Consider the following 20,833-nt stretch of genomic DNA (forward strand, 5'->3'; position numbering starts at 1 on the left):
TTTTGAGGATATACTTGCATGTACAACAAAAACACTGGTGGCCCATCAAACAGCATTGTCGTCTACACCGACTATGTGTGCCCGTATTGCCTCTTGGCTGAGACGGTCATTCGACGTGTCATCGACGGTCACGATGTGCCTATCGAGTGGCGGCCTTATGAACTGCGTCCTGATCCTGTGCCCACGCTCCGGGTCGAGGATCCATATCTGCCTTCAGTCTGGGAACGTTCCGTTTATCCCATGGCAGAAAAGCTGGGAGTAGCAATCAAGCTGCCTGAGATTTCGCCGCAACCTCGCACTCAGAAAGCCTTTGAAGGCTTCCAACTTGCTCAGGAAAAGGGACTTGGTGAAGCATATTCCAATCGCTTTTTGCGCGCATTCTTTCAGGAAGAGCAGGACATTGGAGACATTGAGGTGATTGTTCGCCTTGGCGAGGAAGTTGGCCTTGATGGAGCGGAACTGCGAGAAGTGCTCGATAAAGGCACCTATTCATTCTCTCACTGCAAGGCGCTGGAACAGGCCAAAGAAGAAGCCAACATCTCTGCTGTTCCAACCATTTTCATTGGAGACAGGCGTCTTCAAGGCGTTCCTTCGGAGGGCGAGTTGCGCGCTGCCCTTCAAGAAGCCGGGTTGTTGAATACAGCAACCTAAATTTCAACCACTCCCCTCATTCAACTGAAACATAGAAAGGTATGTCATGAGCTGGTTCTATCTTGGTATCGCTGTAATATTTGAAATTGCAGTTGCAATTTCGGCAGGTAATGCAAAAGGTTTCACTAACTTCAGGTGGACGGTCGCAACTCTAGTTAGTGGTGTAATCGCCACATTTTTCCTAAGCCTCGCGCTTCTAACCTTTGATGTCGGTGTCGGTTACGCGATCTGGACCTCGGTATCAGGTGTTGGAATTGTTGTTTTGGGCGCACTCTTCTTCAATCAGCGCCTTAATTGGCAGAAAGCTCTAGGCATCGCGATGGTCGTGGGCGGGGTCGTCGGTCTGCGTCTGACTGGGGCAGCATAAACAGTCTACTCGGCATCCTTCACATGAAGCTAAAACAAGGAACTTGAAAAATGTCAGCGACAACTGAACAAAATGAAACGACTGAAGGTCACGGAAAAGCATGGATCATGCTCCTTCTCGCAGGCCTGTTTGAAATCGGCTATGCCTTGAGCGTTGGTGGGAGCCAAGCGTTCACAGTACTCACCTGGTCCATCTCTGCGGTCATCTTCTTCTTGCTCACGTTATATTTCCTGAGTGTGGCGTTGAAGCAGATCGATGTTGGTATTGGCTACGCCGTTTGGGCAGGTATCGGCGCAATTGGAGCTGCGGTCTTTGGAAGTATCCTTCTGGACCAACCCGTGACCTTGTATCAGGGCGTATGGCTAGCCGTAATCATTGCGGGTGTTGTTTGGCTGAAACTGGCCGATAGCAAGCAGCTAAACGGCTGAGGTAATCAACATCAAAGGCAGACCTTTTGATGCTGTAACCCGTCTCAAGATCCCGCTCCTCGCGGTAAGGCATACAACACCGTTAGTTTGAAAACCATGCAGGTGTTTGCCGCGAGGAGCGATATCTCTTGCGACTTAATTTGCCCCTAAATTCTCAAACCAATGACAGGGAGCGCGGCATACATGCCCTCAAATACAGAACACGACGTAATTAACGGTCTGGTTCAACAGGCGGTGGACATGTCTATTGAGCATGTTGAGAAGGGCGGCATTCCCTTCACAGCGTTGATTGCCGATCAAAACGGCAAAGTCTATGGAAGCGGGGTCAACCGCGTTTCAGAAGATCACGATCCCACAGCCCACGCAGAGGTTGTAGCAATCCGAAATGCATGCAAGCACCGTCAGCACCCTAGCCTGAGCGGTTTGACCCTGATCGCCTCCGGTGAGCCATGCGCGCTGTGTTACATGGCAGCGCTTTATTCCGGCGTCTCACGCATAGTCTACGCGGTGGACAGAGACGGAGCCGCGCAAGGTGGCTTTAACTACTCGCGTTCCTACGAAATCTTCGCTGTGCCAACAGAAAATTGGGCCATGCGCCCACAACTTCACGAAGTAGATAATGGTTTCGAGCCCTTCCGTATGTGGTTGGCGAAATCAAGTTTCATGCGGTTTTGAAGGAGGACGCTCAGATGGAGGGTAAACTTGATGGCAAATGGAAGGCTGATGGATGGAGTGCTCCCACTCGCATCGGCGTGATTGTACCTCACGCGGATGTGGGGCCTGAAGCCGAGTTCGGCGCAATGGCGGGCGGCGAGGTGTCCATTCATGGTGGGCGGGTTCATTTTTCGGCCATGCGCGCGGGTGGCGTTATGGACGAGAAGATCGCTCATCAGCCAGTTGAAACGTTTACCGCGCCGCCGCATCTGGATGAAGCGGTAGAATCTCTGGCCACATCTCCGTTGGATGCGATCGGGCTTGCATTTACAAGTTCAGCTTACAAGCATGGCCCGGATGGTGAGGCTGCGTTGATAGAGCGACTAAAGCCTGTGCTGCGCGGTATTCCAGCCACCACAACTTGTCTTGCTGCCGCGAAGGCTTTCAAGCAACTTGGGACCAAACGATTGGCCTTGATCAATCCGCCCTGGTTTGACGATGCGCTGTCCAAAGAGGGGGCGGGCTACTTTGAAAAGGCCGGAATATCCGTCGCGCATCATGGCCCGTGTGGTTTGCCGAGCGGGCAACCGCATATTACCCCAGCCGGGCTTTATGATTGGGTTGCCAAGGTGGTCAAGGAAAATGACGTTGATACCGTTTTCGTCGCCGGCAACGGCCAGCGTGCCGTTGGCATCATTGATGCGGTGGAAAAGGATTTCAATGTAGCGATGACGTCCGCCAACCAAGTGTTGTTCTGGGATACCCTCTCCAAGTGTCGTGAGAAACCCGTGGTAACGGGATATGGGCGTCTTTTCGGCTGAACGTTTTTAAAGCAACCAGACGCCCGGCAGAAACACCATAGCTGCTGGGCGCTCATTTATTTGAATTGTTTCTTCATATTTCTATCTGGCCTTGTGCGGTGATGAAATTGATGAGCGTCGTCAATTCTTCACAACGTACTCTACCTCTTTTATTATTAATTTGTATGTGCATATATAAAATAGACTAAGACAATCTATGCGCAGGAAGCGAGCAATACCATGTCCCTCCAAAGTGCCGCATGGGAGCGGTTGATTTACCTTATTGACTTCGTGGAGAACTTCATAGCCAAGGAAATGCAGCGAAAGCACAACATCGGGCTTTCAGAGTTCCGCGCGTTGAAGTTTCTGGAGGTCGCAAAGGACTCCGAGCTCCGCATGCAGGAACTGGCCGGGCTGTTAGGCTTGAATCAAAGCTCCGTAACCCGTTTGGTCGGGCGTTTGGAGAATAACGGCTACACTGTCAGGGATCTGTGTCCAGACGACAAACGTGGCATTTATACTGTTCTGACGAACCGCGGACGAAAGCGGCTTTCCGAGGCAAGAAATGACTACGACAGCGCGCTGCAGTCTGCTTTGGACCAAGCCAAGGATAAGTTCAACGCGGCGGACGTGCTTGCTTTAACGAATGCGCTTTCCGCCAATGACAAGGTTGAGGCCGGATGAGTGGCCTGTTTCCCCGTTCCTTCAGGGTCGGGGAAACAGGATTCCCTCTGCAAGGACGTCCTTACCCGTCAAACGTGTCGACTTCCGGCATCCATTCAGGTTGTTCCATGTCAAAGCCCTGGGCGCGCAGTGTTGTCGCGACCTTGGGAAAGTAAACTGATTTGTAGAAGGCTGCTGTCGAGACGGTGTAGCTTGGCATTTCGGTCATGCCTTGTTCATCCCACCATTCACGCAAGGTCGCGTCGTATACCTTGACACCATCAGCAACGGTTTTGGCGTTGTATTTTTCGTGCATGGCAAACGTTTCCAAAGGCACGCGCGGTTTAACCGCCGGTAGCTTTTTCTCGTCTGGTACACCGAGTGTCAATCCGTTGATAGGATAGGTCCGCGGTGGAAGGCCGAGCAATTTGATCATTTCTTCTGGAGCGCGGCGGATTCCGCCAATCGCCGTAGAGCCATATCCAAGGCTTTCAGCAGCAGTCTGAAGCGCATTGGTCATTATGCCGGCATCAACAGCTCCGACCAGCAAGCCTTCCGCCGATTTTTCAATAACAATTTCCTCGCCGGCCAAAAATGTTGCGAAGCCCGGACGCACGTAGTCGATGACAACCGTGATGAAGACATCGGCATTGGCCACTTGCGGCTGCCCGCCAGCTATCTCGGCGATTTTCTTGATGCTGTCTTTATCGCGGGTGACGACAAGCGAAATCTGTTGGCCATTGATGGAAGTTGGTGCCTGCTGTCCGGCTTTCAGGATCAGTTCCAGATGCTCATCTTTCACGGCCTCGCCAGTAAAGGCGCGCACAGAACGGCGGTTCATCATCTGCTCAAGCACAGTGTTCGTCATATGATTTACCCTTCAGCCCCTTTGAAAAATGGGGATGTTTCAAAACAAAATGAGACCCGCCGGGGCGGGTCTCTGGAATTTGGTTTCGAGACCTGCAAGCCTCTTGTTGCCTCAGCATGGCATTTTGCCTATCGCCGGAAAAGCAACAAGCAAGAGTTCATCGCAGTATCTGCGCCCTGCCCCGTGTTATCGGAGCGCGATCCTACAGAGCTTAGGCGATGCGCTCAACCTTCTTTACATGCAGTTCGGCCAGGAACGGTTTGGATGCCTCCACGAACCCAGTAAAATGTTCGGATACGGCGTGCTTTTCAAAAGCTGCCTCGCTCTCGAACTGTTCAATCATGACGAGAGTATTGTCGTTGTCCTTGTCTCGATACAACTCATAGGAAATGTTGCCGGGCTCTTCTCGGCTGGGTTCAATGAGCTTGAGAAGTTCTGCCTTAAGGTTCTCGTACTCGCCCGCTTTCGCAGTAATGGTGGCAACAATCACAATTTTATCAGACATGGTTCAATCTTTCGCTTTGGTATTGGCAACCAATCTCGTTTTTGTCCAATACCGTAGAGTTATCGCAGAGGTATAAGCCTCCCGCTCCCGGGCCTCCCAACCAACAAAGACCTCAAGGTCACGGTATACAACTGTGCCCCATGATCCGTGATCAGCAATATACGTGAGATTGCGTGGGCAGCCCGCATAAGTTGTCGCTCTGTAAAACGATTGCGATCAATCAGTCAATCAATCCCCCTTCCTGATCAAAAAACGGATGTGGGCCGGGAAAATCGCCAAGAAAGCTTTGATGAGAAACCAGTGCATTGTTCTGCCACAAGAACAGTCGGATAGCAGGTGGATCCATCGTGAAAGAAGGGCGTGACGTTGGATCGAGGTCAAGAGTGACCTGGTGCGCCACGCACGAGCCGATGCTCACGGGAATACCATGTTTCATGGTTTCAATGGTGCGATGAACGTGTCCGCAAGCGATATGCAGGACCTGATCATGCCCTTCCAGCAGAGGCCAGAAGTCGACTTCCGCATTTTGGAGCATTATCTCGTCCATGTGGTGGATCCCGGTTTCAAAAGGCGGATGGTGCATGAAAATCAGCGTAGGCTCATTTTTATGCGTGGTAAGTTCGTGCTTCAGCCAGGCTTGTTTTTCAGTATCCATGTGACCTTCGGGACGACCCGGGACCGATGTATCCAAACCGATAATGCGCAGTCCCTCCCGGAAAATCGAAAACGTCAGGGGCCCTTCGGTCGCCAAATAGGTGTGATCTGAAAATGCCTTTCGCATCACCCGGTAGTCGTCGTGGTTTCCCGGAATGACATGGTAAGGCATGTGAAGGCGGTTCAGTTCCTGGCGAAGTAAGTTGTACTCGGCCTGCGTACCAAAGTCGCCCAGATCACCGCTGACCACGACCATATCAATGGCTGGCCTGAAGTCATTCAAATGAGTAACCGCGCGCTGCAACGCGCCGTAGGTATCGACTGTTTGGTAGGCAAACTTCCCCTCTTCCTTGATATGCAGGTCTGTTAATTGTGCGATGATCATGCTTCGTTACTCCACACGGGTAGAACACCGTTTTCTTGAATCTTGAATAAAACCGGATCGCCAGGATGTGGGGGATGACACCAAGCGCTTTCCAGTGTCACGGTTTGGTTGCCAGGAAGCTCGACAATTACTCGATGACAAGAACCGACGAAGGCAATTGTGCGGGCAATCCCTTTGAGAGCGCCGGATGCCTGGTCCCCGTCTTCTATGAGGTCGACATCTTCTGGACGAAAGCACATCAGATTACCTCCCTGAGCGGCCATTCGGAGAGCCGCTACCGGCACCTCCATACCCCGAGGCACGAAGCCTTTGTGCCCCCAGTGTCCTGATAGTGCATTGGTTGCCCCAATGAAGGTGGCCACAAACATGTTGTTGGGCTGATGATAGATTTCCTCCGGGGTGCCAATTTGCTCAATCGTCCCTTCGCTCATGACAACAATTCGATCGCCCAAAGCCATGGCCTCTGACTGATCATGGGTAACGTAGATGGCGGTTATCCCGAGATCCCTGAGGAGGGCATTGATCTCCATGCGCAAGTCGTCGCGTAGTGTGGCATCGAGGGCAGTCAGCGGCTCATCCAGCAACAAGACCTTTGGGCGTGGAGCAATGGCTCGTGCCAATGCTACGCGCTGCCGTTGACCTCCAGACAACTGGTCAATGGAACGATCGGCCAGATCCTGAATGCGCATCATCTTCAACATAGTTTCAATGCGCGTATCCCGATCAGCCTTTGTCAGGCGCTCATCCCCCTGCCCGGTTGTCAAACCATACCCAACGTTTTGTCGCACGGTCATGTTTGGGAACAAGGCATAAGACTGAAACACCATGCCAACTTGACGTTTTTCAATGGGACGGGAGGTGACGTCTTCATCATTGAAGAGAATGGCGCTTCCATGGTCTGGTGCCTCGAGGCCGGAAATGATGCGCAGCAAAGTTGTTTTTCCGCACCCCGATGGACCGAGAAGCACGACGGTCTCCCCTGCTTGTATATCCAGCGTTACCGGCTTCAGCACCTGAGTGTTGCCAAAGGTTTTGGCGCAGCGGCGCAAGTTAATCCTGGTGTTTTGTGAACTGGTCGAGTTCATGACAGTCTTTCCTTGAAATTGGTCAGTGCTGCGTTGGCTTGCGTGCGGTTCCTGTCTGGCCAAACTTCTGCATTGCGATAAGTAGCGGCACGATCATGATGAAGAAAACGAGCGTGTATGCACTTGCCACCTCAAGTCGCATCGAGGCGTAGGAGTCTGCCAATCCGACTGGCAAAGTCTTGGTCAGCGGGGTGTGAAGCATCCATGACAAGTTGAACTCACCAATTGAAAGCGTAACGACCATGAGGCTGCCTGCCATGATGCCCGGCATGGCGTTGGGGACCACTATGTCGAAAAAGCGGCGCCGCTTGTTGGCGCCCAGACTTGCAGCGGCCTCCTCATACTCATTCAGGGGAATGGATGAGAGAACAGCGAGAACGGACCTCACCATAAATGGCAGAGTGTACAGAACATGGCCAACCAGTATGAACGCCCAGCTCATGCGAAACTCGCGAAAGCCACCGTAGGTCTGGATCAGCGCAAGGGCGATGGCAAGGCCTGGAACCGCTACGGGCAGAATGAGCGTTTCTTCGAAGATCCGTGCCCACCTGCTTTTCGAGAGGGCAAGTCCGTAAGCTGCGGGCACGCCAGCGATCAAGGTAATAGCCAAACAAGCCAAGGCAATGCCCATGGAGCGCCAGATTGTGTCCTGATACAGCTCCCACACCCGGAATACCCATTCCAATGTCAAACCGCTTTTCAATCCGACAAAGAAGTTTTTCGTCAAACCAGCCATGACCGACATGACTACGGGGACAACAAGAAAGCCGACTGTAACCAGAGTCAGCATCAAGGCCGCATAAAAGTAAGTTCTGCGTTGCATTGGTGTTATCCTGCTGCAGCCACGTTGCTGCCGGATAGAGACCGGGCAATGGACAAGGCGGCCCAAGTGATCAGCCCCAGAACCACGGAAAGACTTGCAGCGCTGGCAAGGTTCGCGCCCAGGGTGAACTCTGTGTAGATCGTCATGGCCAATACATCGATGTTGGTAGCCAGGGTGAAGGCCGTGCCAAACGCCCCAACGGACGTGGCAAAACAGATTGCACCGGATGCGATCAAACCCGGCTTCAGTGCTGGTAACAGTACATCAGTAATGACCCGCCATTGGCTCGCACCCAAAGAACGAGCGGCCTCTTCCAGTGACACATCAAGCTTTTCTGCTGCAGCCATGACGGTGAGAATGACACGTGGAATGGAAAAGTAGAGATACCCAAGAAACAGTCCTGTCATGGAATACGCAAACACCAGTTTGCTCCCAGTCAGGGTTTGGCTCACCATTCCTATGAGGCCTTGCCGACCTGCCAGCATTATGATCAAAAAGCCGATGACGACACCCGGAAAGGCGAGCGGAAAGGTCAAAAGAGACACGAGAATTTGTGAGCCGGGGAAACGATTTCGTACCAGAAAGACACCAACAATGGTCGAAATAATGAGAGCCACGAGGGTGACCAAGGCCGATAGCAAGAGCGTTGCAATCAAGGCTTCGCGGTGGCGTTCTACGGTCAGGATGCTCCAATAGGCAGCCAGCCCCTCTTCTCCGCTTGCACCGGTCACTATCAGCTTGACCATAGGAAGAGCGAAAAAGGCCAGCACAAGAACGCCCGCCGGGAGCAGAAGCAGCCCCATGAAGTGGGAGGTGTGTTTCATCACGATATCCAGTGAGATCAGTCTGTTCGGCGAAATGGATGTGCCGATGATCCTTCAGGGCAACTCTTGCTGCCCTGAAGGCAAAGGCAGTTTAACGAACGTCGTTCAGGTACGCGTCCTTGAACGCCTCCTGAGCTTCTGCCATTTTGGCGTAATCTACCGGCGTAGCACGCTCATATTCACTCTCCGGCAAAAACTTGGCGGCAGCTGCCTCAGACATTGCAGAGGCGCGGATGGGGCGCAAATACGCATTCGCCCAAACGGCTTGACCCTTGTCGGACATGATGAAGTCAAGAATTTCCTTGCCTTTTTCAGGGTTTGGAGAGTTTTTGACCAAGCTCATCACATAGGGAACCACAACGGTGCCTTCCGCTGGAATGACGAACTCAACATTGGCTTCGTCAGTATACTTGGCGCGATAGGCGTTGAAGTCGTAGTCAAGCAGGATCGGGATTTCACCGGACAGGACGCGGGCATAGGAGGTTTGCTTTGGAACGATTGGGTCGTTTTCCGCCAGTTCTTTGAACCAGTCAATGCCCGGCTGCCAGTCATCGAAGTTGCCGCCCATGGCGCGGTTCACGGCCACTGCACCTGCGTAGCCAACAAAAGCAGATGTCGGGTCCAGATAACCCACCATGCCGCGGTATTCATTTTTGAGGAGATCGGCCCATGAAGATGGGACTGATGCCCCGCCCAGAGCGTCCTTGTTCACGAAGAAGCCCAGAGTGCCAGAGTGAATGGTGAACCAACGGCCTTCCGGATCCTTCAGGCCTTCCGGGATTTCGTCGAAGTGGGTCGGCTTGTAGGCTGTTACAACATCCTTTTGTGCAGCTTGAATGCCAAACGAAACCCCATAGTAGGCCACATCCGCAACTGGATTGTCTTTTTCAGCCAACAGCTGAGACAAGGTCTGACCGGAGTTCTTGTTGTCATGCGGCAGAACATATCCGAGTTCTTGCTCGATGTTCTTCAACTGGCCTGCCCAGTCTGCCCATTGAGGAGGACAATTGTAGCAAATCGCATCTGCCGCTTGCGCTGAAGCGAAAGGCGCACTAACCATTAGGGTTGCGCCTAGCGCAACGGACTTCAGTACCTTCGAAAACATAACAGTACTCCTGTTCATGCTTTTGGTTGCATGGGTTTTGAAGCCGAGGGTGGGGATATGGTTGCAGCCGGCCCCACCGACTCGCCCTCTTGATAGTCATGGGGAAGTAGTCGTGTTGCAGCACACTCCTCCCCTTTCAACTGGCTGAGCACCAAAGCCGCAGCCTGTTCTCCCATCTCACGCGATGGCTGTACCACTGAGGCGAGAGATGGGGTTATGAGAGAGCCGATGGCGATACCATCCACTCCGATTACCGAGACATCATCGGGTACCCGCACACGGCGGCGCCGTAGATCCTTGATGACTGCAATTGCCAGAAAATCATTGGAGCAGAACAAGCCCGTGGGCCCCTCTGGTGTGCCTACCCTCAAACTGTTCAGTGCGCTATGAACGTCTGCCGAAACAAAATCGACCTCACAAATCCTTGGTGGGGCCAGCCCTGCTTCTGCCAGCGCACGTGCAAAGCCTTGCCGCCGTGCACGGCTGCGATCGGAAGCAGTAAAGTGGCCCGCTACCATGGCCATGGATGTGTGTCCTAAGCTGATCAGCTTTCGGGCTACGTCATATCCAACCTGCTCATTGTCTACTGTCACCAGTGGTAGCGCGTCGCGTGTGGCATCATTTTCCTGATTGAACACCAGTACAGTTGGTATCTTCGCTGTTTTGAGCAGAGCCAGACCTTCACATTGTGCGGGATTCGTCACGGTTAAAATGGCTGCATCTACCTGATGGTTGAGAAAGCTCTGAATGCTGTCCAGTTCCAGTTCTCGATCATATTCCGACACGGTAGCCAACAGCGTGTACCCCTGCGCTCGCGCGATGTCGTTGATGCCTGCGAAAATTTCCGCGAACACCGGATTGGAGAGTGAGGGAATGAGTACGCCAATATTGCGGGTGCGCCGTGTTTTCAGCGAGCGGCCTGCCGCAGACGGGCGGTACCCGAGAACCTCAACCGCCTTGAAGACCTTGGTGGCGACTTCTTCGCTTACCCGTCCCTCGGCCTTTCCGTTCAGGAGGCGCGAAACCGTGGCCACCGAGACACCGGCACGATTTGCTACATCCTTGATTGTGGGGGTGCCAGCCATTTTCAAACCGCGTTGGTTAGTTGAGTATGGTCATGAAGGTAAACGTTTACCTTTGCTGATCAAGTGAAGTTTTGATGACGCATTCGATCAGAAGCTTTCCTTGAGAAGCCCAGGTTGTGCACAGTTACATTACCTAGGGGTTTTCTCTGCATAGCTCTGAATTGGAAGATTTTCGGAACCTACTCAACGGTATGTGTATCGTATAGATACACGTAAAAGAGGATTATCCTGAGACTAAAACGATTAAGTGCGGGCAACGACGTATACCAATTTATTTTTCTATTTATGATTGAAATGAAAATATAAATAAATGTGATAATGGTGTCGTATAATCAACTCATAATAGTTATAAACCAACAAAGAGCTTTATACTTCTATTAATAGTTTTTCTCTAGCTGCTAGTAAGATATTAGAGGCCTATTAGTCCCAAGAAGTCGGGTAGAATACATGTCACGTGCTCCGAACCAATCCCAAACTTCCGTCAGCTTTTTCAATAGTATACTGACCAAGGCATTGCTTGTCGCCCTTGCTTCAGTGTTTTTTGTTTTTGCTGCCTTCGCCTACTACAATGACGCGCTGCAGCGTTCATCAATTCAGAACGAGGTTTCCGCCTTTCTGGACAGTGTTACGGAAACAACTGCTGACAGCATGGGAAACTGGCTCGAAGGCCGCATAATGCTGCTCAACTCCGTTTCGGAGACCATTGCAAAGCTCGAGCCAGGTCAAGACCCAGTCGATACGCTGAGCAAAGACTTCATGGTCAACAATTTTGATTTCAGCTACATGGGCACGTCTGCTGGCGAATTCTTAATGTGGCCAAAAGGCCCGGTTCCTGAAGGATTTGATCCGCGTGAGCGACCTTGGTACAAGGATGCGGCAAGTCACAACAATGCTGTTTTGACGGAACCTTACACGGCGACTGCAAATGGTGAACTGACCATATCAGTGGCTGCGCCAGTAAAAGATACGGCGCCCGTTAGAGATACACGTGGACTGCTTGGCGTTGTTGGTGCCGATTTCACGATTACCACCATTGTTGACACTCTGAAAGAAGCAAACTTGCAAGGCGCAGGTCATGCATTTCTTGTTTCCGAGAACGGCAAAATCCTCGTTCATAACGACACGGAACTGATGGATAAGTCCTTGGCAGAGGTCTATCCGGAGAAAACGCCAGTTATCTCCGATGAGGTCTCGGAAGTTCCAGAGGGTGATCACATGGCTCTGGTGACCTTTCGCCATATCGATGGGCTTCCGGTTGACTGGTATGTCGCCCTGTCAATCAACAAGGAAATCGCATACGCCAATCTCACCCATTTCCGGATGTCCGCTGCTATTGCAACGGTTCTTGCTGCTATTTTGATGGTCGTGGTGCTTGGGTTTGCTCTGACCAAACTTGTTGCAAAACCGGTTCGCAGCATCACTGAAGCTATGACTGTTTTGGCTCAAGGAAATCATGACGTTGATATTGCCGGTGCTGGTCGGAAAGATGAAATCGGTCTGATGGCAAATGCTGTCCAGGTCTTCAAGGAAAACGCGATTGAGCGGGAACGGCTGCGGGCACACCAGGAAGAAGAAGAGGCGGCGAAACTTCGGCGCGTAGAGAATGTTAATCAGTTGATCGGTGATTTTGATCAGTCCGTCACTGAGGTCTTGGAGACTATCGGTCGCTCCTCACATGATTTGGAAAAGACAGCTTCCCACCTGAACGCAACTGCAGAAGCTGGCAGTCAGAATGCAGCAACTGTTGCAGCAGCGTCTGAAGAGGCTTCAACCAACGTTCGTTCTGTTGCAGCGGCTTCAGAAGAACTGGCGGCTTCTATCTCCGAGATTGCCCGCCAGGTTTCCAAATCTCGCGAAATTGCAGATCGAGCATCCGGCGCTGCGGAGCAGACCGACGAGACGGTGCAAAGCCTTGTTGCGACGACGGATCGAATTAGCCAAATCGTCAGCCTGATTAGTGATATTGCTGAACAAACCAACCTTTTGGCTCTCAATGCAACCATAGAAGCGGCGCGGGCCGGCGAAATGGGTAAGGGCTTTGCCGTTGTCGCGTCTGAGGTAAAGTCTCTCGCCGATCAGACATCAAAAGCGACGGATGAGATTGCTACTCAGATTAACGCCATGCAGACGGTGTCCAATGAGGCGGCAACTGCAATTCGCGATATTGGTGGCGTGATCGGCGAGATAAATGCGATCTCCACAGAAATATCAGCGGCTGTTGATCAGCAAGGCGGGGCGACCCAGGAGATTGCCCACAACGTGAGCGAAGCGGCAAAGGGTACTCAAGAAGTTTCCGAAAGCACTGTTCTGGTCAAACAAGGTGCGGCCGATACCGAGCAGAGTGCCGCGCAGGTTCTCTCCGCTGCAAATGACCTTTCCTCCAAATCTGTTACACTGCGCCAAACCGTTCAGCAGTTTGTTCAGGCAATCCGCACAGCGTAACGCTCTGATTGGATTAGGAAAATTAAATGTTTTAAAGCCTCCGCTTTGGCGGGGGCTTTTTTTTGTGCGGCTGCCCTTCCACCCATAAATAAACTGTACTTACCAATATAGTTCTACTGGATAGTGATGTAAGTTTACCTTATCGTTATTCTCTACTATTGCGATAGTAATCGACCCTTTTCGATGCGGATTTTCAGGATTGATCCTTCGTTGGACATCGCAATACTTATCTATAAACAATTTAGTTAGAAATTTTCAGGGATACTTGGCTCAGGTTGATCACTTTTCAAATTGGGGCCCATTCGATGACGACGATGACAAGCGAAGCCAAGGCTTCCACGAGTTTCCTGAATAGTATTCTGGCGAAGATCCTTTTGGTTGCCATCACGGCGGTGTTTTTCGTTTTTGCTGTATTCGCGTTTTACAATGATGGCCTTCAAAGGAACTCGATTAGCAACGAGGTATCCAACCTTCTTGACAATGTCGGTCAAACAACGGCCAACAGCATTAACAACTGGCTACAAGGCCGGATCATTCTGGCAGAAGCAATAGCCGAAAACGCGTCAAAACAAGCCGCTGGCGATCCGCCAGTTGCCGTCCTTCAACATAACTATGTTACAGATAATTTCCAGTACGCTTATGTTGGTTCAGAAGACGGCTCCTTTGACATCTGGCCCGCTTCCGAAATGCCCGAGGGGTATGATCCCCGTCAGCGTGTTTGGTATAAGGACGCCGCTCGGACTGGTGAAGCCATATTGACGGAGCCATACGTTGATGCATCGACGGGCGACTTCGTTATCTCCGCAGCCGCGCCGATACTACAAGGTGCATCCTTGAAAGGCGTGTTGGGCGCGGACTTTAATATTGGCACCTTGGTCAACATGTTGAACAAAACGGACCTCAATGGCGCGGGCGAGGCGTTCCTCGTGTCTGCCGAAGGAAAGATCCTGGTCCACAAAGATCAAGCACTGGTTGATAAGACGCTTTCGGATGCTTATCCATCCGGCGCACCTGCAATTTCCGCTCAAATGGCTGAAGTTGAGGCCGCAGATGGCAATGCAGAGCTGATTACGTTCCGCGAAATCGAAGGGCTTCCTGTTAAATGGTTCGTTGCCGTGTCCATGAACAAAGACAAGGCGTTTGCAAACCTCACACACTTCCGGACTTCAGCAGCCATCGCAGTCTTTCTTGCAGCGTTGCTGATGGTTGCTGTCCTGAGCTTCTTCTTGACCAGAATTGTCGCCAAGCCCATTCGTGCAATTACCTCTGCTATGGCTGGGTTGGCAGAGGGTGACAACAACGTGGAAATTGCCGGCGTCGGGCGTAAAGATGAAATTGGCGCTATGGCAGAGGCCGTGCTCGTTTTCAAGGAAAACGCAATTGAACGTGAGCGTCTGCGCGCACAGCAGGAAGAAGAGGAAGCAGCCAAACTCCGCCGTGTTGAACAGGTAAATTCCCTCATTGGTGAGTTTGACACAGTTGTAAGTGATGTTTTGGAAACCATCACGCAGTCGTCTTCCGATCTGGAAGCGACCGCCTCTCACCTGAATGCTACCGCGGAGTCCGGCAGCCAGAATGCGGCGACCGTTGCTGCAGCTTCTGAAGAAGCGTCAACAAATGTTCGTTCTGTTGCCGCAGCCTCGGAGGAACTCGCCGCTTCTATCTCGGAGATCGCTCGTCAGGTCAACAAGTCACGCGAAATTGCTGAACGTGCTTCCGGCGCTGCTGCTCAGACAGACGATACTGTGCAGAGTCTCGTATCCACGACGGATCGGATAAGCCAGATCGTCAGCTTGATCAGTGATATCGCGGCCCAGACAAATCTACTCGCATTGAATGCAACCATAGAAGCTGCACGGGCCGGAGAAATGGGCAAGGGATTTGCGGTTGTTGCCTCCGAGGTCAAATCACTTGCTGATCAGACTTCCAAGGCGACAGATGAAATTGCTACGCAGATCAACGCCATGCAAACTGTTTCAAATGAAGCCGCCACGGCAATTCGTGACATTGGAGATGTGATCAGCGAGATCAACAGCATCTCCTACGAAATCTCTGCGGCTGTCGATCAACAGGGCAGTGCGACCCAAGAGATTGCCCACAATGTCAGCGAAGCAGCAAAGGGCACTCAGGAAGTGTCTGAAAGCACCGTTCTTGTCAAACAAGGTGCTGCCGACACAGAGCAGAGCGCATCAAGAGTGTTTGGTGCGGCCAATGACTTGTCGAGCAAGTCCAATACTCTGCGGGAAACGGTACAAAACTTTGTACAGGCTATCCGCGTAGCTTAACCCTCCCCTCCCGAGCAACCTTCACGGCCTCCAACCTACGTTGGGGGCCTTTTCTATTGCCCCGCCCGTTCAGTCCACCAGAGCAGAGTTATAAGCCACCGACGCAACTGCCATGTCAAATGCAATAAGCTTGTAAATTGCAGCATGTGCGGCAAGGGCAGTTCCCCTGTCGACTTCCGAATGGTTATCCAGTGCTCTGCGGAACATATCGCCAAGAACCAGATAGCTATTGATGTACCAATCAAAGGGAAGGTCGATTTCCCGGTGTTTGAGTGCAGTATTGATGGTGGAGTTGATGTAGTCGGTATCAAGTTGGCCGGTTAAAAGCAGCTTCCAGTGGCGCGATTGTTTGCTGATCAACGGTCCGCGGCGGCCTCTTGTTTTGTTTCCAAGGTGCTCGACCGCGTCGGTCCGATCATAAAATGCCTGTAAGATGCTGCTAAGTTCCGGCTCCAGAACTGGCCAAATGCGCCTGGCATCTCTTATGGTTTCGGCGTCGATCTCGAGAAAGTCGCGATATTGAGGTATCACGGTTCTTAAAGGGCTATGTAAGTCCATTAGCTATGAAAACTCAGGAATCATTTGAGATATATTAGAATTTTAGCAGCGGTTTAAATGAAATCCAACGCAATAGTAGGACAGTATGTCTTAAGGTGCTGAAAAATATAGCACTTCCTTTTCTCATGAAATCATGAAGAACGGTAAGGCTTTCCAATCATGTTTGATAGGCGGTGAAGAAGCTTGGGCGGATGCGTTGGTTTTAAACGTTGAAGGGTTTGTGACCAGACCGAGATTTCAGTCCAACAAAGCTGCTGTGTAAGCCGTGGAGGCAATTGAAATGTCAACTGCGACGAGCTTTAAAACTGCATTGTTTAAACTGAGTACGTCGCTTTCAGACAAATTCGGATGAGACTTTAGTCTCTGTCCAATGATCTCTGCAATAGCCATAGAACTGGCAATGTACCATCCCAATGGCAGCTGACGTTCGCGAAACGAGAGCGCAAACCGCATTGCTGTTTGAACATATTGCTCCCCTAACCGGTCAGTTAAAAGAAGGCATGTTTTTTCCTTCTGAAGCTTCATGAGCTTTCGCAGTTCTTCTTCTGATCGCGACTGCAGACCGGGGACTTCAGCAGCTCGAGAATGGAACTGCCGCAGAATGCCTTCCATTTCAGGTTCAAGACAGCGCCAAGCTCTTTCCGCCACTGCCATTGTGTCGGCATTGATCTGAAGAAACGTTTCAACGTTGGCCAAAACGCTATCAAGGGACTTGTAGTGCTGCATGATGCATTCAATTTGCAAACTCAACTAAAAATTGAGATAGCAACTCATGTTTCAAATGACAAGGGCTCAAGATATGCAGCATACGTACAGAGGATTTGAGAACCGCTGAGGTGTATCGGGGTTCAGCGCATCTCATTGTATTTAATCGAAACGCGGCCGTGTGGTCGGGATGACCGCCCCTTTTGAAGACTGTGGATACCGGCGCCATGATGAACGGCGCCGGCAATACGCGATTTAGCGTGACAGAACTCGCAAACGACTATCAAAGTCACCGCGATCGACGTAGCAGCCATGGAGGTGGCGATAGCCGGTAGACGGATCGAACGCTTCGCGTCCATGAAGGGCGCGGCGATTATCGAACACAACCATTTCTCCAGCACGTAATGCCAATGAAAGCACGAAGCTCGGATCACGCGTTTTTGTCATGAACGCTCGATAGGCTCGGTAATAGTCCGCCATGATGTCGCTAGGCAGATCGAAAATGTCTGCAATATGGGCGTTGTAACAGACCTCGGAGACCTGCCGATCTTCGCGAAGCGTAATCACACATTGACGCCGTCGGATGTCGTGGTGTTGATCGTGGAACCGAAAAGGGATGGAGACCGAACTCAGTAGGTGAAATGCTTCGGGATCCGTAGTTCGCAAATCTTCGGCGATTGCCACGCCATCTGCGAAGATGGATCCACCCCCAACGGCATTATTACCCAGACAATGTAGGAACTGAAAGCCAGGTGGAAGCTCCTGATTGGGTAAATCCGTATGCAATGGCAAGGCGTCAGAAGTATAAGCCAGATTGTTAGGGTTTGGTTTTGACTTGACCTGAAACGTCCTCCCAAAGTTGGTTTCACGAAGAAAAGCGATGCGCCGCGCTACGGCCATGCCGGCTTCCGGATCACCATTAAGGCCTTCAACGATCGAAAGGCCAAAGCGTTTCGTGTCTCGCATCCAATTGGCGAGCGCTAGATCGTTCTCCATAATAATGCGGGCATTGGCACGTGGCACGCCATCTGCCCCCAAACTGGCGTCCCAAGTTTGCGCCTGAATATCGGCGGGATCACACCGTGTTTGGCCGGGGCGATGGGCCTCCAACCAGGCTAGATCAAATACACTAACATGGTCGCCCCAGTCGACGGTCAGTACTCCTGCTTCAAGTGTTACCTTTTGGGGTTCAATGTCTAGTGCGACAGAAAGAAGGTCGAACGACCGTTCTTGTGTATGTTCATGAAAGCCACTGGGACAATTATCTCTCAGCCAGATGTATGGCAATCTAATTTCCTGGCCGCCGTCGTCCAACAGGCATACAGCGCCCTGCTGCTTGCTCATTTGGGCAAGTTTCATTGTTCGCTCCGAATAGAAATTATCTATGAGTTTTACATGTGGTCGTATTCGGAAGAATAAGGAGGCGGCCACCAGTCATGTGCTTTGGCATAGGGCGAGCCAAAGTTTCGGCCCGGAATGTCAAACATGACTGCTCCTTGTGTTGCCAACGGGTGAAGTGTTGATTGCTTATATGCGCGTAGGATCACGTAGTTGCGTGGCAAACGCAATAGAGCCTATGGAATTTCATATGGTCTTGGTGACAAACGAGAGCGTGAAAGGGTTTCATCGGCGGATGGCAGCTGATTTGTGCCACGGATGCCAATGGGTCTCGCAATACCGCACCGTTTTCACAAAAGCCATCAACGAACGCGTTCCGATCGGAATATGGCAAAAACGTGCGCTTTTTGATTCTCGGATCTCCAACTGTCTAACCTTTTGATGTTTCGGCCGCTTTGCGTCGTCTCGGCAAAATCTGATAGGTACGAAGATATTTCAGCCTTTGCAGTGATCATAAAAAATTTCCTTTTTGATAGAAGCACATAGGTAACGACCCGCATCATTTTCTGATATATAAGCAGGAAAACGATTGCGCAAACGTTTTTCTTGCCGTTACAGTGTTCCCAAGATGATGGATCATCCAAGCCAGTTGGGAGAGGCCTCATGAGAAAGAGCGTTCTTCAAAACGCACCGATATCAGACATAATTTCACGCATGGGCCATGGAGATGGCCTGTGTTTAGGTGATGCCGGGCTGCCAGTTCCTCCTGAAACGAGGCGTATTGATCTGGCGGTTCGGCGTAATTTGCCGAAAATGCTGGATGTCGCGCAGACCATTGGTGAGGAGCTCCAGATTGAAAGCGTGTTGATCGCAGATGAGTTGCCCGAACAACAACCGGCTTACCATCAGAGCGTCCTTGCGTTGATCAAAGATATCGAAACGGCACAGGGCACGCGAATTGACGTTCGCTCCGTACCTCATGTGGATTTCAAAAAGGCAACGGCTTCGTGCAAGGCCATTGTTCGCACGGGCGAATGCACCCCATTTGCGAACGTGATCTTTTACGCTGGCGTCGCTTTTTGATCCGACAAACCTTTTGCAGCCTTGGGAGGGTAAGCAACAGTGGCCGCCCTACTGGAACTCAACGATATCCATAAATCCTTCTCGGGAGTTCATGTGCTCAAGTCGGTGGGCATGGAAATTCATCCCGGAAGAGCTGTGGGCCTTGCCGGTGAAAACGGTGCAGGCAAATCAACCCTGATGAAAATCATTGCGGGTATCTATAGCCGAGACGCCGGCACCGTCCGCTACAAGGGACAAGAGGTGACCTACAGCAATGCTCGGCAGGCGATTGATGCTGGCATTGCTGTAATTCACCAGGAACTCAACCTTCTGCCGGAACTGAGTGTGGCCGAGAACATTTTCCTCGGCCGGGAACCCACCCGCATGGGCAAGATTCAGTGGGACTATGTGCGCTCAGAATCACGCAAGTGGCTGGAAGCGTTGAAACAGAAGATAGATCCAGACGCCCCGTTAGGCACATTGTCTATCGCACAACAGCAGATGGTGGAGATTGCCCGCGCATTGTCACTCAATGCGGAAGTCATCATCATGGATGAGCCCACGGATGCCCTAACGGACATAGAGGCAAAAATCCTTTTTGATGTAGTGGCTGACCTGAAGCAACAAGGTAAGGGACTGGTTTTCATTTCCCATCGCCTCGGGGAGATTTTCGAGATCTGTGAGGACATCGCAATTCTGCGCGATGGTCAGATGGTACATACCGGCCCTACCTCACAAATCACAGAAAATGATCTGATCCGCCACATGGTGGGACGCGAGTTGTCCGATCAATACCCGTTCGTTCCAGCGCAACCGGGCAAGATACGGCTCGAAGTTGAAAAGCTATCAGCCAAAGGTTTTTCAGAGGTTTCCTTTAGCGCAAGGGCAGGTGAAGTGGTTGGTTTTTCTGGACTGGTGGGCGCCGGCCGGACCGAATTGGCCAAGGCCATATTTGGAGCCAACCATATCACGGGAGGTACTATCAAGATTGATGGGCAACCCGTTACAATCGCCAATCCGCGCCAAGGCATAGCCAATCACATCGGATATGTAACCGAGGACCGCAAGTCCGAAGGCTTGATACAAATGCATTCCGTTGGCGAAAACATGTCGCTCACGGGTCTTTCCAAGTTCACAAACCGGTTTGGGGTGGTGAACCGCACGTCTGCTTTCATCACGATTGACGAGTTTGTCAAGGCGTTCAGCATCAAGACACAAAGTGCTGCGAGCCTTGTACAGAACCTGTCTGGCGGTAATCAACAAAAGGTGTCCATTGCAAAGTCCCTGATCCCGGGGCCGCGCATTCTCATTCTGGACGAACCCACGCGTGGTGTGGATGTGGGTGCGAAGCGGGAGATTTATTCCCTGATCAACACACTGAAAGCGGAAGGCCTGTGCATTCTGCTGATCTCATCGGACATGCCCGAACTTTTGGGTATTTCCGATCGCGTGCTGGTGCTTTCCAACGGAAAGTTGACCGGTGAGTTTTCACGGGAAGAAGCCGACCAGGAAAGCATTATGCGCTGCGCCGTGGCGGGCCAGTAAA

21 protein-coding genes are annotated in these 20,833 nt (G+C 51.6%); 10 read left to right on the forward strand and 11 right to left on the reverse strand.

Translation table 11 applies throughout. From position 1 onward, the window contains the following. Positions 1 to 18 precede the first annotated feature (18 nt). The 6 genes from G512_RS0110180 to G512_RS20710 all read left to right on the forward strand — a co-directional run bounded on the left by G512_RS0110180 (position 19) and on the right by G512_RS20710 (position 3,584). On the forward strand, positions 19 to 651 hold the full coding sequence (locus G512_RS0110180) for a DsbA family oxidoreductase (RefSeq protein ID WP_036489411.1): 633 nt from the start codon (positions 19 to 21) through the stop codon (positions 649 to 651). 46 nt (positions 652 to 697) lie between these two features. Then, positions 698 to 1,018: a DMT family transporter gene (locus G512_RS0110185; protein WP_028481627.1), complete on the forward strand. Its 321-nt coding sequence runs from the start codon at positions 698 to 700 to the stop codon at positions 1,016 to 1,018. A gap of 50 nt (positions 1,019 to 1,068) precedes the next feature. Then, positions 1,069 to 1,446 carry a DMT family transporter gene (locus G512_RS0110190; protein WP_028481628.1) on the forward strand — a complete coding sequence of 126 codons (378 nt, stop codon included), beginning with the start codon at positions 1,069 to 1,071 and terminating at the stop codon, positions 1,444 to 1,446. A gap of 183 nt (positions 1,447 to 1,629) precedes the next feature. Further along, a complete protein-coding gene (locus G512_RS0110195) occupies positions 1,630 to 2,121 on the forward strand; it encodes a nucleoside deaminase (protein WP_028481629.1) in 492 nt (163 codons plus the stop codon). Between the two features lie 14 nt (positions 2,122 to 2,135). Beyond that, positions 2,136 to 2,921 carry a maleate cis-trans isomerase family protein gene (locus tag G512_RS20705; RefSeq protein WP_036489485.1) on the forward strand — a complete coding sequence of 262 codons (786 nt, stop codon included), beginning with the start codon at positions 2,136 to 2,138 and terminating at the stop codon, positions 2,919 to 2,921. 219 nt (positions 2,922 to 3,140) lie between these two features. After that, positions 3,141 to 3,584: a MarR family winged helix-turn-helix transcriptional regulator gene (locus G512_RS20710; RefSeq protein ID WP_036489414.1), complete on the forward strand. Its 444-nt coding sequence runs from the start codon at positions 3,141 to 3,143 to the stop codon at positions 3,582 to 3,584. A 61-nt stretch (positions 3,585 to 3,645) separates the two neighbouring features. On the opposite strand, the gene G512_RS0110210 is transcribed toward G512_RS20710, so the two are convergent. The 8 genes from G512_RS0110210 to G512_RS0110245 all read right to left on the reverse strand — a co-directional run bounded on the left by G512_RS0110210 (position 3,646) and on the right by G512_RS0110245 (position 10,897). Then, positions 3,646 to 4,431: a nitroreductase family protein gene (locus G512_RS0110210; protein ID WP_028481630.1), complete on the reverse strand. Its 786-nt coding sequence runs from the start codon at positions 4,429 to 4,431 to the stop codon at positions 3,646 to 3,648. A gap of 211 nt (positions 4,432 to 4,642) precedes the next feature. Next, complete coding sequence (locus G512_RS0110215) at positions 4,643 to 4,936, reverse strand: putative quinol monooxygenase (protein WP_028481631.1); 294 nt, start codon at positions 4,934 to 4,936, stop codon at positions 4,643 to 4,645. A gap of 220 nt (positions 4,937 to 5,156) precedes the next feature. Beyond that, positions 5,157 to 5,975 (reverse strand): phosphodiesterase, encoded by an 819-nt coding sequence (locus G512_RS0110220; RefSeq protein ID WP_028481632.1) that lies wholly within the window; start codon positions 5,973 to 5,975, stop codon positions 5,157 to 5,159. Further along, the gene (locus G512_RS0110225) at positions 5,972 to 7,060 is read right to left on the reverse strand and encodes an ABC transporter ATP-binding protein (protein ID WP_028481633.1); all 1,089 of its coding nucleotides are present in this window, start codon (positions 7,058 to 7,060) and stop codon (positions 5,972 to 5,974) included. The genes G512_RS0110220 and G512_RS0110225 overlap by 4 nt, the downstream gene beginning before the upstream one ends. Before the next feature lie 22 nt (positions 7,061 to 7,082). Further along, complete coding sequence (locus tag G512_RS0110230) at positions 7,083 to 7,883, reverse strand: ABC transporter permease (RefSeq protein ID WP_028481634.1); 801 nt, start codon at positions 7,881 to 7,883, stop codon at positions 7,083 to 7,085. A 5-nt stretch (positions 7,884 to 7,888) separates the two neighbouring features. After that, the gene (locus G512_RS0110235) at positions 7,889 to 8,707 is read right to left on the reverse strand and encodes an ABC transporter permease (RefSeq protein WP_028481635.1); all 819 of its coding nucleotides are present in this window, start codon (positions 8,705 to 8,707) and stop codon (positions 7,889 to 7,891) included. 91 nt (positions 8,708 to 8,798) lie between these two features. Next, the gene (locus G512_RS0110240; RefSeq protein WP_028481636.1) at positions 8,799 to 9,812 is read right to left on the reverse strand and encodes an ABC transporter substrate-binding protein; all 1,014 of its coding nucleotides are present in this window, start codon (positions 9,810 to 9,812) and stop codon (positions 8,799 to 8,801) included. A 14-nt stretch (positions 9,813 to 9,826) separates the two neighbouring features. Further along, positions 9,827 to 10,897 carry a LacI family DNA-binding transcriptional regulator gene (locus tag G512_RS0110245; protein WP_028481637.1) on the reverse strand — a complete coding sequence of 357 codons (1,071 nt, stop codon included), beginning with the start codon at positions 10,895 to 10,897 and terminating at the stop codon, positions 9,827 to 9,829. Between the two features lie 447 nt (positions 10,898 to 11,344). Here G512_RS0110245 and G512_RS0110250 point away from each other — a divergent pair, with 447 nt between their 5' ends. Both G512_RS0110250 and G512_RS22125 read left to right on the forward strand, forming a co-directional pair. After that, positions 11,345 to 13,339: a methyl-accepting chemotaxis protein gene (locus tag G512_RS0110250; RefSeq protein WP_036489416.1), complete on the forward strand. Its 1,995-nt coding sequence runs from the start codon at positions 11,345 to 11,347 to the stop codon at positions 13,337 to 13,339. 305 nt (positions 13,340 to 13,644) lie between these two features. After that, a complete protein-coding gene (locus G512_RS22125; RefSeq protein ID WP_051269204.1) occupies positions 13,645 to 15,624 on the forward strand; it encodes a methyl-accepting chemotaxis protein in 1,980 nt (659 codons plus the stop codon). Positions 15,625 to 15,693: 69 nt separating this feature from the next. Here G512_RS22125 and G512_RS0110260 read toward each other — a convergent pair whose 3' ends face one another. From G512_RS0110260 to G512_RS0110270, 3 genes are all read right to left on the reverse strand, one after another. After that, positions 15,694 to 16,182 (reverse strand): protoglobin domain-containing protein, encoded by a 489-nt coding sequence (locus G512_RS0110260; RefSeq protein WP_081657443.1) that lies wholly within the window; start codon positions 16,180 to 16,182, stop codon positions 15,694 to 15,696. 237 nt (positions 16,183 to 16,419) lie between these two features. Next, complete coding sequence (locus G512_RS0110265) at positions 16,420 to 16,878, reverse strand: protoglobin domain-containing protein (protein ID WP_162143373.1); 459 nt, start codon at positions 16,876 to 16,878, stop codon at positions 16,420 to 16,422. Positions 16,879 to 17,142: 264 nt separating this feature from the next. Next, positions 17,143 to 18,246, reverse strand: a complete 1,104-nt coding sequence (locus tag G512_RS0110270; RefSeq protein WP_028481641.1) for a TauD/TfdA family dioxygenase — start codon at positions 18,244 to 18,246, stop codon at positions 17,143 to 17,145. A gap of 642 nt (positions 18,247 to 18,888) precedes the next feature. On the opposite strand from G512_RS0110270, the gene rbsD reads away from it, so the two are divergent. Continuing rightward, entirely contained in the window at positions 18,889 to 19,308 is a 420-nt protein-coding gene (rbsD, locus tag G512_RS0110280; RefSeq protein WP_028481643.1) for a D-ribose pyranase, read from the forward strand. Between the two features lie 39 nt (positions 19,309 to 19,347). Next, on the forward strand, positions 19,348 to 20,832 hold the full coding sequence (locus G512_RS0110285) for a sugar ABC transporter ATP-binding protein (protein ID WP_028481644.1): 1,485 nt from the start codon (positions 19,348 to 19,350) through the stop codon (positions 20,830 to 20,832). Position 20,833 lies beyond the last annotated feature (1 nt).

The sequence above is a fragment of the Pseudovibrio exalbescens DSM 16456 genome (assembly GCF_000422785.1).
In the GTDB taxonomy this organism is placed as follows: domain Bacteria; phylum Pseudomonadota; class Alphaproteobacteria; order Rhizobiales; family Stappiaceae; genus Pseudovibrio; species Pseudovibrio exalbescens.

Coding starts and splice junctions, on each gene's coding strand:
- G512_RS0110195 (WP_028481629.1), top strand. CDS start 1,630: ATGCCCTCAAATACAGAACACGACGTAATTAACGGTCTGGTTCAACAG.
- G512_RS0110210 (WP_028481630.1), bottom strand. CDS start 4,431: ATGACGAACACTGTGCTTGAGCAGATGATGAACCGCCGTTCTGTGCGC.
- G512_RS0110180 (WP_036489411.1), top strand. CDS start 19: ATGTACAACAAAAACACTGGTGGCCCATCAAACAGCATTGTCGTCTAC.
- G512_RS22125 (WP_051269204.1), top strand. CDS start 13,645: ATGACGACGATGACAAGCGAAGCCAAGGCTTCCACGAGTTTCCTGAAT.
- G512_RS0110215 (WP_028481631.1), bottom strand. CDS start 4,936: ATGTCTGATAAAATTGTGATTGTTGCCACCATTACTGCGAAAGCGGGC.
- G512_RS0110230 (WP_028481634.1), bottom strand. CDS start 7,883: ATGCAACGCAGAACTTACTTTTATGCGGCCTTGATGCTGACTCTGGTT.
- G512_RS0110270 (WP_028481641.1), bottom strand. CDS start 18,246: ATGAAACTTGCCCAAATGAGCAAGCAGCAGGGCGCTGTATGCCTGTTG.
- G512_RS0110235 (WP_028481635.1), bottom strand. CDS start 8,707: ATGAAACACACCTCCCACTTCATGGGGCTGCTTCTGCTCCCGGCGGGC.
- G512_RS0110260 (WP_081657443.1), bottom strand. CDS start 16,182: ATGGACTTACATAGCCCTTTAAGAACCGTGATACCTCAATATCGCGAC.
- G512_RS0110245 (WP_028481637.1), bottom strand. CDS start 10,897: ATGGCTGGCACCCCCACAATCAAGGATGTAGCAAATCGTGCCGGTGTC.
- G512_RS0110185 (WP_028481627.1), top strand. CDS start 698: ATGAGCTGGTTCTATCTTGGTATCGCTGTAATATTTGAAATTGCAGTT.
- G512_RS20710 (WP_036489414.1), top strand. CDS start 3,141: ATGTCCCTCCAAAGTGCCGCATGGGAGCGGTTGATTTACCTTATTGAC.
- G512_RS0110190 (WP_028481628.1), top strand. CDS start 1,069: ATGTCAGCGACAACTGAACAAAATGAAACGACTGAAGGTCACGGAAAA.
- G512_RS0110250 (WP_036489416.1), top strand. CDS start 11,345: ATGTCACGTGCTCCGAACCAATCCCAAACTTCCGTCAGCTTTTTCAAT.
- G512_RS20705 (WP_036489485.1), top strand. CDS start 2,136: ATGGAGGGTAAACTTGATGGCAAATGGAAGGCTGATGGATGGAGTGCT.
- G512_RS0110220 (WP_028481632.1), bottom strand. CDS start 5,975: ATGATCATCGCACAATTAACAGACCTGCATATCAAGGAAGAGGGGAAG.
- rbsD (WP_028481643.1), top strand. CDS start 18,889: ATGAGAAAGAGCGTTCTTCAAAACGCACCGATATCAGACATAATTTCA.
- G512_RS0110225 (WP_028481633.1), bottom strand. CDS start 7,060: ATGAACTCGACCAGTTCACAAAACACCAGGATTAACTTGCGCCGCTGC.
- G512_RS0110240 (WP_028481636.1), bottom strand. CDS start 9,812: ATGTTTTCGAAGGTACTGAAGTCCGTTGCGCTAGGCGCAACCCTAATG.